Here is a 16,013-nt window from a genome sequence, read left to right as displayed (position 1 = left end):
AACCAGGAGCCAAGATCTTAGACTTTTTATTTTAAATTATTTTTAAATGAATAAATCATTCGTTGAACTTCAGCAACATCACCTAATAAAGCATTGACTTCGTCTTCAGGTAAAAGATTTAACTCTTTAGTCAGTATCAACTGTGTCTGCAATTCAAATGCAGATCCTAAAGCAATTGCCAGAAAATGATTAAATTCTTTATCACTATTTCTGCCTGAACCTTCAGCAATATTCGATGGAATAGATACAACAGACCTTTTAATTTGAGAAATCAATCCAAATTTTTCATCATTATGAATTCTTTGGCAGGCTAAATAAATATTTTTCGCTAATACCATAGATTTCTGCCAAAACAATAATTTTTCAAAATGATGCATCTGTAATCTGTTAATCTTGATTCTTGTGTCTAGCTTCTTGGTTCTTTGCTTACTTCTTAAAATCCTCCATCATCTGAATAAAATCATCAAACAGATAATTCGCATCCTCCGGGCCCGGGCTTGCTTCCGGGTGGTACTGTACGGAGAAGCAAGGGTGGATTTTGTGTTTTAATCCTTCGTTGGTTCTGTCGTTCAGCGCGATGTGTGTTTCAATTAAATCTGTTCCTGTTAAACTTTCCTGATCTACCGCATATCCGTGGTTCTGGGAAGTGATCGCCACTTTGTTTTTCTCCAAATCCAAAACAGGATGGTTTCCTCCTCTGTGTCCGAATTTCAGCTTGAATGTTTTTGCACCGCAGGCCAAACCGATCAGCTGGTGACCTAAGCAGATTCCGAAGATCGGAACTTTACCTAAAAGTCCGCGGATCATTTCCAGGGCATGCTGGTTGTCTTCAGGATCGCCGGGACCGTTGGACAACATGACTCCATCCGGATCCATCAATAAGATTTCTTCTGCCGTCACATCCTGGGAGACCACGGTGATGTCGCAATTTCTCTGGGAGAGTTCGCGGATGATCCCCAATTTGGAACCGAAATCCACCAATACCACTTTTAAACCTCTTCCCGGATTGGCGTAAGACGTTTTGGTAGACACCATTTCCACCTGGTTGGTAGGGAATGTGGTTGATGCCAGTTCTGAAACGACTGCATGTTCATCTGCATCGGCATTCACGATCTTACCTTTTACCACTCCGTGGTTACGGAGTACTCTTGTCAGCCTTCTGGTGTCGATGCCGGAAATTCCGGAAAGGTTCTTCTTTTTAAACAGTTCATCCAGTGTAATCTGAGTACGGAAATTGGATGGGAAATCGCAGAGTTCTTTTACGATCAGCCCTTTGATAGCCGGCTCAATACTCTCATAATCGTCACGGTTAATACCATAATTACCGATAAGCGGATACGTCATGCAGACGATCTGTCCGCAGTAGGAAGGGTCGGAAATAAGTTCCTGATACCCTGTCATTCCGGTATTGAAAACCACTTCTCCTGCCGTTTCCAACTCTGCTCCGAAACCTTTTCCATGAAACACTTCACCGGACTCCAGTATTAATTTTTTCTTCATTGTAAACTTTTATCTCTTATTATTTTTTATCTTGTACTATGTCGGTTGTAAGATGTAGAATGTATTTTAATCGTTTTGACATCTATATACATTGTACATCATACATTTTACAGTTATTTAAATGTATGTCCCTCTTTCTCCAGTGCCTCTTTTAAAATCGCCATTCTTGCGAAGACGCCGTTCTGCATTTGCCTGAAGACTCTTGAGCGTTCGCATTCCACCAGGTCGGAATCAATTTCCACTCCCCTGTTGATCGGTGCCGGATGCATGATGATCGCTTCCTTCTTCATTGTTTTCTCTCTTTCTTTCGTCAATCCGTATTTTCTGTGGTATTCGGCAGCGGAGAAACTCATTTTAGCATCGTGCCTTTCGTGCTGTATCCTCAGCAGCATCAGCACATCCACTTCATGGATCATTTCATCAACGCTTAGATAGGTTCCGTTGATCAGTGCTCCTTCATCGAACCATTGCTCAGGACCTGAAAAGTAAACTTTTGCACCCAGCCTTCTCAGGGCTTCTGCATTGGAATTGGCTACCCTGCTGTGTTTTACATCGCCTACGATGCCTACTTTAAGGCCTTCGAACTTCCCGAATTCCTGGTAAATGGTCATCAGGTCAAGCATACACTGCGACGGGTGGTTCCCGGTTCCGTCTCCTCCGTTGATTACAGGAATCCTGATGTTTTTCAGCTCATCAAAGTACCGGTCTTTTTTATCTCTGATCACAACCAGGTTGACCCCAAGGCTTTCAAGCGTTTTTACCGTATCGTATAAGCTTTCTCCTTTGTTTACCGAACTGTTGGAAGCATCAAACGGAACCACCTGCAAGCCTAATTTCCTTTCGGCAATATCAAAGCTGGTCTTGGTCCTGGTGCTGTCTTCAAAGAATAGGTTGGAACAGAAAACCTCGCCTTCAATTCTGGCAGTCTTCCCTTCTGCAAATGCCAATGCTTCTTTCACTATACGGTTGATCCTCTCTGTACTTAGTTCTGTAATCGTAAACATAATTTCTAATTTTTTTACAAAAAAAAAGCGAAGAAAATATCTTCGCTTAAAATAAATAAATATCGTAAAGGGCGTCTTCGCCCGGTAATTCTAATGATATAAATACTGTGTTATTCATTAGGTGCAAAGATACAACAAAGAGCGAAAACTGCAAAATCATATGACAATAATTTAAAGAAATTTATCAATTTTATTTCATTTTTTCTTAATACTTTTGTTGCCACCCCTTGTTATTCTTAATTTATGGACTTAAAAGACAAAATGATTCTTAGTATCATCCAGAATGATTCTACCCTATCTGTTAAAGAGATTTCGGAAAAAATAGGCCTTACTTTCACCCCTACCTACGAGCGCATCAAGCAGCTTGAAAAACAGGGCATCATAGAAAAATATGTCGGGCTCCTGAACCGCGAAAAACTGGGACTGAATATCGTTGTCTACTGTAATGTCCGCCTGAAAGAGCAGTCGAAGAAAGTCCTGGAAACCTTTGAAAAAAACATCGGCAAATACGACGAGGTACAGGAAATCATCAGTCTTTCCGGTGAATATGATTATATGCTGAAGATTATTGCCAAAGACATTAATTCCTATAATGACTTTGCCGTAAACGTTATTTCCAACATCCCGAATATAGGTCAGTACCACAGCTCTATCGTATTGCACGAGGTGAAAAAATCGACGCGATTTAAGATTGACCTGGAATAATTGTACAATCCAGTGCATATAGGGGTTACATGCTGCTGAAAAACCATGTAGGGCTTCATTTGGATTAATAACCTATTATATGATACAATTCCTGATCATCATCCCAGCAATTTATTCTTCACTTTATTAAACTGGTATTCAATTTTATCCAGGCACAGGTTCCCTATGCTTCCCTGATGGGTATGGTGCAGTTCCCGTGCCTCAAAATCAAATGCATTATTTTCAATTTCCTGTCCGACCTTAACATAGGCATCCCGGAACGAACTTCCGTTCTTCACCTCTTCATTGATCTTTTCCACACTGAACAGGTATTTGTACTTTTCATCCTCCAGGATCCCGTCTTTCACCTGGATATTCGGCAATGTATAATTGAGGATTTCCAGACATTCTTTCAAGGAGTCAATGGCCGGGAAAAGGATCTCTTTGGTCAGCTGCATATCTCGATGGTATCCTGAAGGTAGGTTATTCGTCAGCAGGATGAACTCATTCGGGAGGGACTGGATCCTGTTGCACCGTGCGCGGACAAGTTCAAAGATGTCCGGGTTTTTCTTATGCGGCATAATACTGCTTCCGGTGGTGAACTCTTTCGGAAAACTGATGAAATCAAAATTCTGGCTTAAATATAAACATACGTCGTAGGCAAATTTCCCCAGCGTCCCTGCTATTGCAGCCATAGCCATAGCCAGTAATTTCTCAGTTTTACCTCGGGTCATCTGAGCGTAGACAGAATTATAATTCATGGACTGAAACCCCAGATGATAGGTTGTACTCTCCCGGTCAATCGGGAATGAGGAACCGTACCCTGCTGCGGATCCCAAAGGATTTTTGCTGATGATATTTTTTACCGAAAACAGCAGTTCAGCATCATCCAGCAGAGCCTCAGCATACGCCCCGAACCAAAGCCCGAAAGAGGAAGGCATCGCGATCTGCAGGTGGGTATACCCCGGTAGCAACACATTTTTATGCTGTTCCGCCAGCCTAATCAGCAACTGAAAAAACTCATCGGTCAACGCCGCAATCTCGCGGATTTCATCCAGTACATAGAGCTTTATATCCAGCAAAACCTGGTCATTCCGTGATCTTGCCGTATGGATTTTTTTTCCTGTATCACCTAATCTTTCAATCAAAACAGATTCAATCTGAGAGTGGATGTCTTCTGCACGGGGATCTATCTCAAATGTACCGGATTCGATATCCCGTAAAACCTCTTCCAGCACGGCAAGCATCTGCTGGGATTCTTCCTGAGAAATGATGCCGACTTCAGCCAGCATGGTGCAGTGGGCCATAGAACCTTTAACATCATATTTAGCCAGCCGCTCATCAAATTCAAGGTCTTTGCCTACTGTAAATGTACTGACGAGCTTATTGGTGGCCGCATCGTCTTTCTGCCATATTTTTTTCATATTCTTTTAATTTAGGGGTTGATTCCGGAACTCAGATACCGGTTTGCGGCTCTGGTAGTTTTTGCTCTGTGCTGTACAAAACCTTTTCCAAAATCCTGATGTAAATATCGATCCCTTCTGCAATTTCATCGATGAAAACAAATTCATCCGCAGTATGGGATCGGGTGCTGTCTCCGGGCCCTAGCTTCACCGAGGTACAGGGAATGATCGCCTGGTCGGATGATGTAGGCGAACCATAAGTAGTCCTCCCGATTTCCAGTCCTGCCTGCACAAAAGGATGGTCCATGGAGATCTTTGACGAATTAAGCCTGAAAGACCGGGCCGTTAAAGCCGATTCCATCCGTGACTGGATGATCTCGAATGCTTCCCGGTTGGAATATTCGTCCGTCACCCTTACATCAAGCGTAAACGAACAGGATTCCGGAACCACATTGTGCTGCACCCCGGCATGAATTCCGGACAGGGTGATTTTCACTTCTCCCAGATATTCAGACACCTTCGGAAACCTGAAATCCAGGATCTGCTGAAGATCTTTCATGCATTTTACGATTGAGTTATCCGGATTGGGATGCGCAGCGTGAGAAGCCGTTCCTTTCATTTCACCGTCAATCACCAGGAGTCCTTTTTCAGCAATCGCAAGGTTCATCTGTGTTGGCTCTCCTACAATGGCCAGCTCAACATTCGGGAGTTGCGGATACAGCGCTTCTATTCCGTCAAAACCTGAAATCTCTTCTTCAGCGGTAAGGGCAATGACCAGATTGTATGCAAGGTTTTCCTGCTCATAAAAATGCAGGAAAACCTGCGCCATAGAAACCAGGGAAGCTCCGGCATCATTGCTTCCGAGCCCGAACAGTTTACCGTCTTTCTCTACCGGTACAAAAGGATCCATCGTATACGCCTTGTTAGGCTTTACCGTATCATGATGGGTATTCAGCAGTATAGAGGGTTTGAAAACATCAAAATTTTTGTTGACGGCCCAGATATTGTTTTTAAAACGTTTGGTGGGGATATGGTGCCTTGCAAAAAAACCTTCAATCTCTACAGAGGTGTTGAATTCATCTTTACTGAAGGATGGGATCTCGATCAGTTTTTTCAATAATTCAACAGCGTTATTCAGCAATTCTTCTTTACTATAAACAGATTTCAGTTCCTGCATGATGGGTTTCTATATGGTTTTTAAGTTCGGTTTCTTTAATCAGGAATACTTTCGTCACATTATTCTTCACTGCTCCAAGGGCATTTTCCAGCTTAGGCAGAATTCCTTTATGCAGCTTCCCTTCATTTTTAAGTGCGGAAAATTCCTCTTCAGATATATTCTTTATAACGGACTCAGGATTATTGACATCTTCCAAAACGCCCTCCTTATCAAAGCAGTACAACAGCTCCACATCATATTTCACGGACAAGGCCTGGGCAAGCACTGAGGCAATAGTATCCGCATTGGTATTGAAAAGATGGCCTTTTTTATCATGGGTGATAGCCGAAAATACCGGAACCAGCTCAAGCTTAAGCAATTTTGAGATTATTTTCCTGTTGACGCTTTTTTCGGTAATATCGCCCACAAATCCGTAATCAATTTCTGCGTGCGCTCTTTTTTTGGCTTTAATCAGATTTGCATCCGCCCCTGAAAAACCTATTGCCTTGCATTTTTTTTGCTGAAGCTTCGCGACAATATTTTTATTGATGCTTCCTGCATACACCATAGCAACAATATCCAGCGTATCTTTATCGGTAATCCTCCTGCCATTGACCATTTTCTGTTCTATACCCAGCTTTTCCGCTAATGTATTGGCCAGCTTTCCGCCTCCGTGAACCAGGATTTTTTTTTCCTCGATTCCGGAAAACTGCTCAAGGAATTGTTCCAGCAGCTCTTCATCGTCAATGAGCGCGCCGCCTATTTTGATAATGTATAATTTTTCTTTCATTATTGATGCTTTATATATCTCTTACTACCCTTGTCAAGGTTCAGAACCTTGACAAGGATCACTTCAGTTCAAGTCATCTATAAAGATGCTACTTGGAATCCAGTCCTTCCAAAATTTCGGAAAACACAGCCTGTGCTGAAAATATCCGGTTTTTGGCCTGCTGGTAAATGATGGAATTCTCTCCGTCCATCACCTCATCGCTCAATTCCACATTCCGGCGGACCGGAAGGCAGTGCATCACCTTCGCATTATGGGTAACGGATAGCTTTTGATTGGTCAGCATCCAGTTCTCCTTTACTTCAGGCATGGCTGCATAATCATCAAATGACGACCAGTTTTTCACATAGACAAAATCCGCATCTTTCAATGCTTCTTCCTGATTGTTGATTACTTTCACGTCTTTGGTAAAATTCTTATCCAGATCATAGCCCTGCGGATTGGCGATGACAAAATCCACATCCATTTCCTGCATCCATTCTGCAAATGAATTTCCGACCGCCTGAGCAATAGGTTTGATATGCGGCGCCCAGGTAAGGACGACTTTCGGCTTTCGGTTCTCTGTCCAATTTTCTGTAATCGTGATGCAGTCTGCCAGGCTCTGTAAAGGATGTCTTGTGGCAGATTCCAGGGAAATGACCGGAACTTTAGCATGTTTTTCAAACTGGCTTAAAATACTTTCATGAACATCATCTTCCTTGCTTTTCATTCCGGCAAAACAACGTACGGCAATGATATCGCAGTACTGGTTCAGTACTTCAATGGCATCTTTGATGTGTTCCACCGTATCTCCGTTCATAACAGCTCCATCGGCAAACTCCAGGTTCCAGGCTTCCTGCGCGGCATTCAGAGTCAGCACATTCAGGCCCAGGTTCTGCGCTGCAATCTGGCTGCTGAGGCGGGTCCTTAAACTGGAATTCAGAAATACCAGCCCGATGGTTTTGCCTTTTCCCTTTTCTGTTTCCGAAAGGGGATTTTCTTTGATCTGTAACGCTTTTTGTATAATTTCCTGTAAGTTGTCAACATCACTTACAGCCGTGAATTTTTTCATTGTAATAGGTTTTATGAGCTTTGGCTATCAGTTTTTAATTTAAATACAGGCCCTCGTGAGGCCTTAAATCTGTAGTAACTTTATGGTTCAGTTATTTCCACAAATAATACAGATGGCCGCACGGCATACTCTTAATCTGATATTTAAAACGGTTCTTAATGCGTCAATGCTTTTGTGGCTTCTGTGGCTAAACCTTCCAAAACGGTTTTTAAAGCACCGATAAACAAATCCGTTTCTTCCTTTTTGATATTGAGTGCCGGAAGGATCCTTAAGACTGCCTTATCATTGGAGTTTCCTGTGAAAATATGATGGTCATACAAAAGCCTGCTCCTCACTTCCGCGCAATCCCTGTCGAGTTCAATTCCGATCATAAGACCTTTGCGCCTGATGGAACGGATATGCGGTAACATGCTGATTTCCTCTTCGATATAATTACCCATAATGCGTGCGTTTTCCATCAGGCTTTCATCTTCCATCACATCCAGGACGGCAATGGCAGCCGCACAGGCCAGGTGGTTTCCTCCGAAAGTAGTCCCCAGCAATCCATTGGTAGCCCGGAATTTCGGGTGGATCAGAACACCGCCGATCGGGAAACCGTTGCCCATTCCTTTTGCTGTTGTGATCAGATCCGGCTGAATCCCGTATTCCTGATGGGCGAAGAAATGCCCGCTCCTTCCATAGCCCGACTGTACTTCATCCAGAATCAATACGGCATCATTTTGTTCACATAATTCTTTGATCCGGGTTAAAAATGCGGTATCAGGAATCATCACTCCGCCTACCCCCTGAATTCCTTCAATGATCACGGATGAAATTTCAGTGCCTTCTTTTTCAAAAATCTCTTCAAGTTGCCCGATATTATTCCATTCAGACCTGATAAACCTTTCGTCATAGTTAACCGGGGCAACAATTTTAGGATTATCCGTAACGGAAACCGCCGCTGAAGTCCTTCCATGAAAAGAGCCTGAAAAATACAGGACTTTGCTTTTGCCATTGTGAAATGAAGCAAGCTTTAGTGCATTTTCATTGGCTTCCGCACCGGAATTGCAGAGAAAGAGGCCGTAGTCCCCATAACCTGATATCCGGCCCAGTTTTTCAGCCAGTTCATTCTGGAGTCCGTTCTGTACCGAATTGGAGTAAAAGGAAATTTTACCCAATTGTTCTTTTAGTGCATTCTGATAATACGGATGGTTATGCCCGATGGAGATCACAGCATGCCCTCCGTAAAAATCAAGGTACTGTTGTCCTTGATCATCCCAGAGGAATGATCCCAGGGCTTTTACAGGATTGATGTTGAATAATGGATATACGTTGAATAAATTCATGTCTCGTTATAAATGATGATTGATAATTGATGAATGATACAATTCACTATTGACTTACTGACCATTCACCTTGGTATTGAACATTCACCTAAAATACTGCTGCTTTCAGGTTCAGTCCCAGGTGTTCTTCCCAGCCCATGGCAATGTTCATATTCTGCACCGCCTGTCCCGAAGCGCCTTTCAGCAGATTGTCAATCGCTGAGTGGACCACCAAAACATTTCCACTCATTTCCATATGAACCACACAGCGATTGGTATTGACAACCTGCTTGAGATCAATTGCTTTTTCGCTCACCTTCACAAAAGGTTCCCCTTCATAAAACTCCTTAAACAACTGCTCGATATAGGGACGTTCTACTTCCGTTTTTACGGTAGAACTGGTAAAAATGCCTCTGGTAAAATCTCCCCTCCACGGAACGAAATTCAGCTGTACATTCTGGTCATTAATTGTGTCCAGCTGCTGTACGATTTCATCCACATGCTGATGGGTCAGTGTTTTGTAAGCAGAAATATTATCATTCCTCCAGGTAAAATGCGTTGTTGACTGTAAAGACTGGCCTGCACCTGTAGAACCGGTAATTCCTGTGGTATATACTTCTTTTAACAATCCTTTTGCAGCCAGTGGCAGCAGCGCGAGCTGGATCGCCGTGGCAAAACACCCCGGATTGGCAATGCTTTTAACCCCTGCAAGATGTTTTCTGTTGATTTCCGGTAATCCGTAGATGAAATTTCTGTCCCCGAATTTCGCATCGAGGCGGAAGTCATTCCCCAAATCTATAATCAGCACTTCATCTCCCACCGGGTTCTGACTGAGCCAGTTCCTGCTTTCCTTATGCGGAAGGCACAGAAAAAGGATATCCACCTCCTCAGGCTTATCCGTCAGCTCCATATCACAAACTTCAATAAGATCCGGGTAAAAGTCGGATATTCTGGTTCCGGGATGGGAACGGCTGTATAAAAAACGCAATGACACCTGCGGATGAAAAGCCAGAAGGCGGATCAGCTCACTGCCCGTATAGCCGTTAGCACCTATAATTCCTGCTGTTTTCATGTATTTAAAATGACTATTTTATATACAGAATCTGATTCTGTATTTTTAAACTTAATTTTTAACATCATCTATGTTTTGATCAGTGATTCGTCTTATTGATCTGATGATAGATGTTCAGCGAATTGCTGAGTATTTTGGTATACCCTTTTACATCATCGCCCGTCCACGCCCTGTTAGCTTCTCCGTAACTTCCGAACTGATCAGACATCAGGTCATGGTCAGACTCTATTCCGTTCAGGATGAAGCGGTATGGATAAAGCGTTACAAATACTTTTCCGCTGACTGTTTTCTGGGAATCCTTCAGGAAACATTCTATGTTCCGCATCACGGGATCCAGGAAAAGAGCCTCATGGAGCCAGTTCCCATACCAGTCGGACAATTGCGATTTCATCATCTGCTGGTATTTGGAAAGCGTATGCTTTTCCAATAAATGATGTGCTTTAATAATAACCGCAGCCGCAGCCGCTTCAAAGCCTACCCTTCCTTTGATCCCGACAATGGTATCCCCTACATGAATATCCCTTCCGATGCCATATGCCGAAGCCAGTTTTTCGATGGCCTGGATCGCATATACGGGATGTTCGAAGTCCTGCCCGTTAACCGCTGTAATCTCTCCGTTCTTAAACTCAATGTCCATTTCCGAAGGTTCTGTCCGGATAATTTGCGAAGGAAAAGCCTCTTCCGGAAGATAATTCCTGGAAGTCAGTGTTTCCTTACCGCCTACAGAAGTCCCCCAAAGCCCTTTGTTGACAGAGTACTGCGCTTTTGCAAATTCCGTCTCATAACCATGTCCTTTCAAAAATTCAATTTCCTCTTCCCGGGACAAGGCCATATCACGGATCGGCGTAATGATTTCCACATCGGGACACATCACCTGAAAGATCAGATCGAAGCGGACCTGATCATTGCCGGCGCCAGTGCTTCCGTGAGCGATGGCATCAGCTCCGGTTTCAATGGCATATTCCGCAATTTTCTGTGCCTGGATGGTCCGTTCTGCACTTACGGAAAGCGGATAGGTATTATTTTTCAGAACATTTCCGAAAATCAGGTATTTTACGCATGAATGATAGTAATCCTCCTGAGCATCAATGCACCTGTACTGCCTTACCCCTAAATTAAGGGCTTTCTGTTCCAGTTCCTTTTCCTCTTCTCTGGAAAAACCTCCGGTATTCACGGTAACGGCATACACATCATACCCCAGAGTTTCGCTGAGATATTTGGCGCAATACGAGGTATCTAACCCTCCGCTAAATGCTAAGACGACTTTTTTCTTCATTATATTCGTTTTTGGGCTGAATTTTTTCAGCAGCTTTCTTTGTATATATTTCCGGAACAAACAACATGGCTGTACACAGGCAGTTTTTACGCTCCTTTTTCATTAAAATATCATAGTTCACACAGCTTTTGCAACCATTCCAGAAGTCTTCATCCTGGGTCAGCTCAGAGTAGATGACCGGCTTATAGCCCAGCTCACTGTTGATCTTCATCACGGCAAGCCCTGTAGTAAGCCCGAATATTTTTGCATCAGGATATTTTTCGCGGGACAGCTTGAATACCCTTCTCTTGATTAAGGTCGCCACACCGCCGTTCCTGAACTCAGGAGAGACAATCAGGCCGGAATTGGCAACAAACTGTCCGTGGGACCAGGTTTCTATATAACAGAATCCTGCCCACTTCCCATTCCGGGTAGCGACCACGGCATTGCCTTCCGAAATCTTCTTGCTCAAATATTCCAGGGAACGTTTAGCAATTCCTGTCCCTCTCCGCTGCGCAGAATCATACATTTCCTGCTGTATTTCATACACATACACCAGATGCTTGCATGAGGAAATTTCTATTTCCATTTATTTATCTGAATTTTCCGACAAATTTAATATATAATTACTTTAAAAAACAAATTATAAAGATAATTTTTAGCTTAAAATATTATTAAAAAGTTAATTTATCTTTACACTAAATTAATATATTGCTAGATTATTATATATTTGCTAAAAAGGTATAGGCTATGGAAAATAAATGCCCGAAATGTGAAAGCAGCAATACCGTAAAAAGCGGTATTATCAACGATAAACAACGGTTCCACTGCAAAAATTGCAGGTATTATTTTACGGTCAGAAAGCTTGGAAAACAGATTGACGATTACTACGTAACCAAAGCACTGCAACTGTACCTGGAAGGCCTAAGTTACCGGGAAATAGAACGCATCCTCGGGGTTTCCCATGTCACGATCAGTGCCTGGATCAGGAAATACAATATCACCAGGCCGCCTCATTCCGAATTCCATCCGGTCTATAAAATCCTGAAACAGAATGAGCTCACAGAATACATTTCCAAAGAAGAAAACCTTCACAATGCGGGACTGATCATTACGCAGTTTGCTGATAAGTATATGCTGATCAAGTGGGAAAGATTTAAAAAATGAGCAATGGGCTATGAGTAATGGGTAATGAGTAATAAATAATAATTGATGATTGATGATTAATATTGTTACAGTTATAATTACAATAATTGTTTGCTGCCTGTACTACTATATAAAGTTTAAAATATAAAATTCATCATTACTCATAACATATTACCCATTACTCATTACTCATGATCCACCTATACTCTTACCATTAATATATACTGAATTTTCGTAACTAAATTATTAATTACAATTTGGCTTTCACAAAAAACAATGCCAAATAATAGTAATTTATGAAGAAAATACTCATTTGCATAGGATTGGCTGTAATCAGCAGTTCCCTATATGCACAAGGTTCTCCTGATTATGGCAGCGGACTGAAACTCAACCTGAATCAGCAGGGAGATAAATACGTCCGGTTTATTTTATGGGACCAGTTCTGGCTGAGAAATACCGAAATGAATCCCGGAAGCATGGTTGGCGGCGAACCTACGGACAATTCCTGGAATGTAGGAAACCGCAGATTGAGGGCGCTCGCGTACGCACAGATTTCAAAAAGATACATGATTCTCCTGCATTTCGGGATCAATAACCAAACCTTTATTAATGGTGGAGCACCGGGAACCACAGGAACCGGTGGAAACGGAAACGGGAAAAAGACCCAGCTGTTTTTTCATGATGCCTGGAATGAATATGCCGTTGTCATGCCTGGAGAAGCAGAGAAATTCAGTTTATCTTTAGGAGCAGGACTGCATTATTACATGGGACTTTCCCGGATGACCATGGCATCTACGCTTAATTTCCTAACCCTGGACTCACCGGTTTTCAGCTGGCCGTTGATTGACAGCTCGGACCAGTTCGCCAGGCAGTTAGGTTTTTTCGCCAAAGGAAAATACGGAAAACTGGAATACCGCTTCAGCCTGAATAAACCTTTTGCAACAGACCTTGCTCCGGCCAATGCAACAGATCCTGCCAGAGCGGTTGCCGTTGATAACAATGGCAACCCAAGTTTTTCAAAAGCGGGTTATGTAGAGTACCAGTTCCTGGATGAAGAATCCAACACACTGCCGTTTAAAGTCGGGTCTTATCTCGGAACTAAAAAAGTGTTTAATCTGGGTGCCGGATTCTATCATCAGGCGGACGGAACCCGGACTTCTGTAAATTCCAATATTGAAAAGCACGACATCACCCTTGTGGCAGTAGACGCCTTTGCCGATATCCCATTAGGGAATGCCAAGAACAAAATGGCAGTTTCCGCTTATGCCGGATACTACAATTATCAGTTCGGACCGAATTACATCCGGAATCTAGGAACCATGAATATTGCGTCTTCCGATCCTAATTTTGTAGGGAACCGGGCCATAGCGGGCCCCGGAAACCTTCAGCCGACGATCGGGACAGGAAATATTATCTACGCACAGGCTGGTTTGCTGTTACCGAGCCAGGCAGAAAAACCTAAAATCAGGATTCAGCCTTTCGCAGCATTTACCCACAAGAATTTTGAAGCTTTTACCAAATCTTCTTCTCAGTTTGATGTCGGAGCCAACTGGTTCATCGACGGACACCACGCGAAAATCACCACACAGTATTCAACACGGCCGGTGTATACCAGCCCAACGGAAAACCCTACTTCCAAAGGGGAATTTATTGTCCAGTTTCAGATCTACCTATAATATTGCAGGATCATCCTATTATTTATTAACTAAACAAAATCAAGCACTATGAGCGAAAAGCACTATGAAAGCTACGAAAATATGACCGAGAAGCAGAAGAACCGCACCATCTGGAGCGTTATCACCGCCTCGTCACTCGGCACACTGATCGAATGGTATGACTTTTATATCTTCGGGAGCCTGGCTGTGGTTCTGGCTACCAAATTCTTCCCGTCAGACAACCCTACCGCCGCATTTTTATCCACCCTGGCCACTTTTGCAGCCGGATTTGTGGTACGGCCGTTTGGAGCCTTATTTTTCGGACGTCTGGGCGACCTTATCGGAAGAAAGTATACCTTTTTGGTAACCTTACTGATCATGGGATTCTCTACCTTTCTCATCGGATGCATCCCGAGTTATGAAACTATCGGCTTTCTGGCTCCTGTCCTGGTCCTGATCCTGAGATTGCTCCAGGGACTGGCCTTGGGAGGCGAATACGGCGGTGCCGCTACCTATGTGGCGGAATATGCACAGCCTCACCGGCGCGGTTACTGGACATCTTGGATCCAGACCACCGCTACCGCAGGGCTTTTCATTTCCCTCATTGTGATTCTGATCACTAAAACCACGCTTTCTGCGGAAGAGTTCGACGGCTGGGGCTGGAGGATTCCGTTCTGGATTTCTATCCTGATGGTGGGCGTTTCCTATATCATCAGGAAGAACATGAAGGAATCCCCACTTTTTGCAAAGGCTAAAAGCGAAGGAAAAACCTCCAAGAACCCGTTAAAAGAGAGTTTCGGTAATAAATTCAATTTCAAATTTGTCCTGCTGGCCCTGTTCGGAGCAGCCATGGGACAAGGGGTAATCTGGTATACCGGCCAATTCTATGCGATGAGCTTCCTCCAGAAAGTAATGAACGTAGAATCTGCACAGGTGGATTCCCTGATGGCCATTGCTTTGCTGATGGGAACCCCGTTTTTTGTATTCTTCGGATGGCTTTCGGATAAAATCGGCAGAAAGGCCGTGATGATGACCGGAATGCTGGTTGCCATTTTAGCTTACCGCCCGATCTACGATGCCATGTACAAAAGTGTAAATGTTGAAAATAAAACGGTAGAGAGCAACGGTATTACGGAAAGCAGGACGGTAAAGGTACATGACAAGATCACCACTGACAGCCTGATTACTTTTCACAAGGAAACCCTGTACACTGACGGCACCCTGATTAAAAAAGACAGCATTTCCCATTGGTCTCCGGCCGGACCTGTCATGAAAGACGGCAAAGCTGAGGAACCTAAAGTCACCCAGTCGGTAAGGCTGAACCCTGATACGAAATGGTACCTGATCTTCCTGGTATTCATCCAGGTGATCTTTGTAACGATGGTCTATGGACCGATTGCAGCTTTCCTGGTTGAGATGTTCCCGGTAAGGATCCGCTATACTTCCATGTCTTTGCCATACCACATCGGAAACGGCGTATTCGGCGGACTGCTTCCTGCTGTGGCAACATATCTGGTAACGACAGGAAAAGAAGCGGGACATTCCAGCTGGTACCTTGAAGGTCTCTGGTATCCGATGGGTGTTGCGACGGTCTGCCTGGTGATAGGCGTCTTTTACCTGAAAAATAAAAACAACAATATTCACGAATAGCCGTGATTTCAATCAAATTTTTATTAATTTTAAATGTATTACAATGAACGGAATCAAAAAAATATTAGGTTTAGTATGGATCGGCATTGCGCTGGTGGTCGGATATTTCGGCATTACCGTGTTAGGCATTCCTAAGATCAGTTCAGGAAAGCAGGAAGACTTGGTTTTCGGGATCATCATCCTTTTCGTACTGATGCCGATTATATCGGGCGGAATGGCAATTTTCGGATACTATGCCCTGACCGGAGAGTATTCTGACGAAAAGGAGTAAATTTATAAATGATTAATGATGATTGATCATTGATGGGTTAAAAATAGCTCACGATTATCAATCATCATTCATCAA

The 16,013-nt window shown here is 43.3% G+C and carries 15 protein-coding genes and 2 pseudogenes; 6 read left to right on the top strand and 11 right to left on the bottom strand.

All coding sequences use genetic code 11. The features are described from left to right. Positions 1-26 precede the first annotated feature (26 nt). The 3 genes from CGB83_RS19840 to CGB83_RS19830 all read right to left on the bottom strand — a co-directional run bounded on the left by CGB83_RS19840 (position 27) and on the right by CGB83_RS19830 (position 2,504). Positions 27-377 (bottom strand): four helix bundle protein, encoded by a 351-nt coding sequence (locus tag CGB83_RS19840; RefSeq protein ID WP_100077397.1) that lies wholly within the window; start codon positions 375-377, stop codon positions 27-29. A gap of 49 nt (positions 378-426) precedes the next feature. Then, entirely contained in the window at positions 427-1,500 is a 1,074-nt protein-coding gene (locus CGB83_RS19835; RefSeq protein ID WP_100077396.1) for a carbamoyl phosphate synthase small subunit, read from the bottom strand. Positions 1,501-1,613: 113 nt separating this feature from the next. Further along, positions 1,614-2,504 carry an aspartate carbamoyltransferase catalytic subunit gene (locus tag CGB83_RS19830; protein WP_100077395.1) on the bottom strand — a complete coding sequence of 297 codons (891 nt, stop codon included), beginning with the start codon at positions 2,502-2,504 and terminating at the stop codon, positions 1,614-1,616. A gap of 243 nt (positions 2,505-2,747) precedes the next feature. Between CGB83_RS19830 and CGB83_RS19825 the strand changes: the two genes are divergently transcribed. Then, entirely contained in the window at positions 2,748-3,209 is a 462-nt protein-coding gene (locus CGB83_RS19825) for an Lrp/AsnC family transcriptional regulator (protein WP_100077394.1), read from the top strand. Between the two features lie 98 nt (positions 3,210-3,307). On the opposite strand, the gene argH is transcribed toward CGB83_RS19825, so the two are convergent. The 8 genes from argH to CGB83_RS19785 all read right to left on the bottom strand — a co-directional run bounded on the left by argH (position 3,308) and on the right by CGB83_RS19785 (position 11,805). Next, complete coding sequence (gene argH, locus CGB83_RS19820) at positions 3,308-4,612, bottom strand: argininosuccinate lyase (RefSeq protein ID WP_100077393.1); 1,305 nt, start codon at positions 4,610-4,612, stop codon at positions 3,308-3,310. Positions 4,613-4,643: 31 nt separating this feature from the next. Continuing rightward, complete coding sequence (locus CGB83_RS19815; protein WP_100077392.1) at positions 4,644-5,768, bottom strand: M20 family metallo-hydrolase; 1,125 nt, start codon at positions 5,766-5,768, stop codon at positions 4,644-4,646. Next, the gene (gene argB / locus CGB83_RS19810) at positions 5,743-6,537 is read right to left on the bottom strand and encodes an acetylglutamate kinase (protein ID WP_100077391.1); all 795 of its coding nucleotides are present in this window, start codon (positions 6,535-6,537) and stop codon (positions 5,743-5,745) included. The genes CGB83_RS19815 and argB overlap by 26 nt, the downstream gene beginning before the upstream one ends. 88 nt (positions 6,538-6,625) lie before the next feature. Further along, positions 6,626-7,585 (bottom strand): N-acetylornithine carbamoyltransferase, encoded by a 960-nt coding sequence (locus CGB83_RS19805; protein WP_100077390.1) that lies wholly within the window; start codon positions 7,583-7,585, stop codon positions 6,626-6,628. Positions 7,586-7,740: 155 nt separating this feature from the next. Then, positions 7,741-8,910, bottom strand: coding sequence for an aspartate aminotransferase family protein (locus CGB83_RS19800; protein ID WP_100077389.1), 1,170 nt, complete (start codon positions 8,908-8,910; stop codon positions 7,741-7,743). Between the two features lie 88 nt (positions 8,911-8,998). Continuing rightward, positions 8,999-9,961 carry an N-acetyl-gamma-glutamyl-phosphate reductase gene (gene argC, locus CGB83_RS19795; protein WP_100077388.1) on the bottom strand — a complete coding sequence of 321 codons (963 nt, stop codon included), beginning with the start codon at positions 9,959-9,961 and terminating at the stop codon, positions 8,999-9,001. 79 nt (positions 9,962-10,040) lie between these two features. Continuing rightward, positions 10,041-11,237, bottom strand: coding sequence for an argininosuccinate synthase (gene argG / locus CGB83_RS19790; RefSeq protein WP_100077387.1), 1,197 nt, complete (start codon positions 11,235-11,237; stop codon positions 10,041-10,043). Continuing rightward, entirely contained in the window at positions 11,209-11,805 is a 597-nt protein-coding gene (locus CGB83_RS19785; protein ID WP_157761473.1) for a GNAT family N-acetyltransferase, read from the bottom strand. The genes argG and CGB83_RS19785 overlap by 29 nt, the downstream gene beginning before the upstream one ends. A 161-nt stretch (positions 11,806-11,966) precedes the next feature. Between CGB83_RS19785 and CGB83_RS20780 the strand changes: the two are divergent. The 5 genes and pseudogenes from CGB83_RS20780 to CGB83_RS19765 form a co-directional block, all read left to right on the top strand. Further along, positions 11,967-12,059: pseudogene (locus CGB83_RS20780) on the top strand (transposase-like zinc-binding domain-containing protein); the annotation flags it as partial. A 54-nt stretch (positions 12,060-12,113) separates the two neighbouring features. After that, positions 12,114-12,212 (top strand): annotated as a pseudogene (locus CGB83_RS20775) (helix-turn-helix domain-containing protein); the annotation flags it as partial. A gap of 446 nt (positions 12,213-12,658) precedes the next feature. Beyond that, a complete protein-coding gene (locus CGB83_RS19775; protein WP_100077385.1) occupies positions 12,659-14,038 on the top strand; it encodes a porin in 1,380 nt (459 codons plus the stop codon). A gap of 48 nt (positions 14,039-14,086) precedes the next feature. Then, a complete protein-coding gene (locus CGB83_RS19770) occupies positions 14,087-15,667 on the top strand; it encodes an MFS transporter (protein ID WP_100077384.1) in 1,581 nt (526 codons plus the stop codon). A gap of 43 nt (positions 15,668-15,710) precedes the next feature. Further along, on the top strand, positions 15,711-15,938 hold the full coding sequence (locus tag CGB83_RS19765; RefSeq protein ID WP_100077383.1) for a DUF6814 family protein: 228 nt from the start codon (positions 15,711-15,713) through the stop codon (positions 15,936-15,938). The last annotated feature ends 75 nt before the right edge of the window (positions 15,939-16,013 follow it).

This window comes from Chryseobacterium camelliae (genome assembly GCF_002770595.1).
In the GTDB taxonomy this organism is placed as follows: domain Bacteria; phylum Bacteroidota; class Bacteroidia; order Flavobacteriales; family Weeksellaceae; genus Chryseobacterium; species Chryseobacterium camelliae.
This window is presented reverse-complemented; position numbering and strand designations above follow the sequence as displayed.

Coding starts and splice junctions, on each gene's coding strand:
- CGB83_RS19840 (WP_100077397.1), bottom strand. CDS start 377: ATGCATCATTTTGAAAAATTATTGTTTTGGCAGAAATCTATGGTATTA.
- CGB83_RS19835 (WP_100077396.1), bottom strand. CDS start 1,500: ATGAAGAAAAAATTAATACTGGAGTCCGGTGAAGTGTTTCATGGAAAA.
- CGB83_RS19830 (WP_100077395.1), bottom strand. CDS start 2,504: ATGTTTACGATTACAGAACTAAGTACAGAGAGGATCAACCGTATAGTG.
- CGB83_RS19825 (WP_100077394.1), top strand. CDS start 2,748: ATGGACTTAAAAGACAAAATGATTCTTAGTATCATCCAGAATGATTCT.
- argH (WP_100077393.1), bottom strand. CDS start 4,612: ATGAAAAAAATATGGCAGAAAGACGATGCGGCCACCAATAAGCTCGTC.
- CGB83_RS19815 (WP_100077392.1), bottom strand. CDS start 5,768: ATGCAGGAACTGAAATCTGTTTATAGTAAAGAAGAATTGCTGAATAAC.
- argB (WP_100077391.1), bottom strand. CDS start 6,537: ATGAAAGAAAAATTATACATTATCAAAATAGGCGGCGCGCTCATTGAC.
- CGB83_RS19805 (WP_100077390.1), bottom strand. CDS start 7,585: ATGAAAAAATTCACGGCTGTAAGTGATGTTGACAACTTACAGGAAATT.
- CGB83_RS19800 (WP_100077389.1), bottom strand. CDS start 8,910: ATGAATTTATTCAACGTATATCCATTATTCAACATCAATCCTGTAAAA.
- argC (WP_100077388.1), bottom strand. CDS start 9,961: ATGAAAACAGCAGGAATTATAGGTGCTAACGGCTATACGGGCAGTGAG.
- argG (WP_100077387.1), bottom strand. CDS start 11,237: ATGAAGAAAAAAGTCGTCTTAGCATTTAGCGGAGGGTTAGATACCTCG.
- CGB83_RS19785 (WP_157761473.1), bottom strand. CDS start 11,805: ATGGAAATAGAAATTTCCTCATGCAAGCATCTGGTGTATGTGTATGAA.
- CGB83_RS19775 (WP_100077385.1), top strand. CDS start 12,659: ATGAAGAAAATACTCATTTGCATAGGATTGGCTGTAATCAGCAGTTCC.
- CGB83_RS19770 (WP_100077384.1), top strand. CDS start 14,087: ATGAGCGAAAAGCACTATGAAAGCTACGAAAATATGACCGAGAAGCAG.
- CGB83_RS19765 (WP_100077383.1), top strand. CDS start 15,711: ATGAACGGAATCAAAAAAATATTAGGTTTAGTATGGATCGGCATTGCG.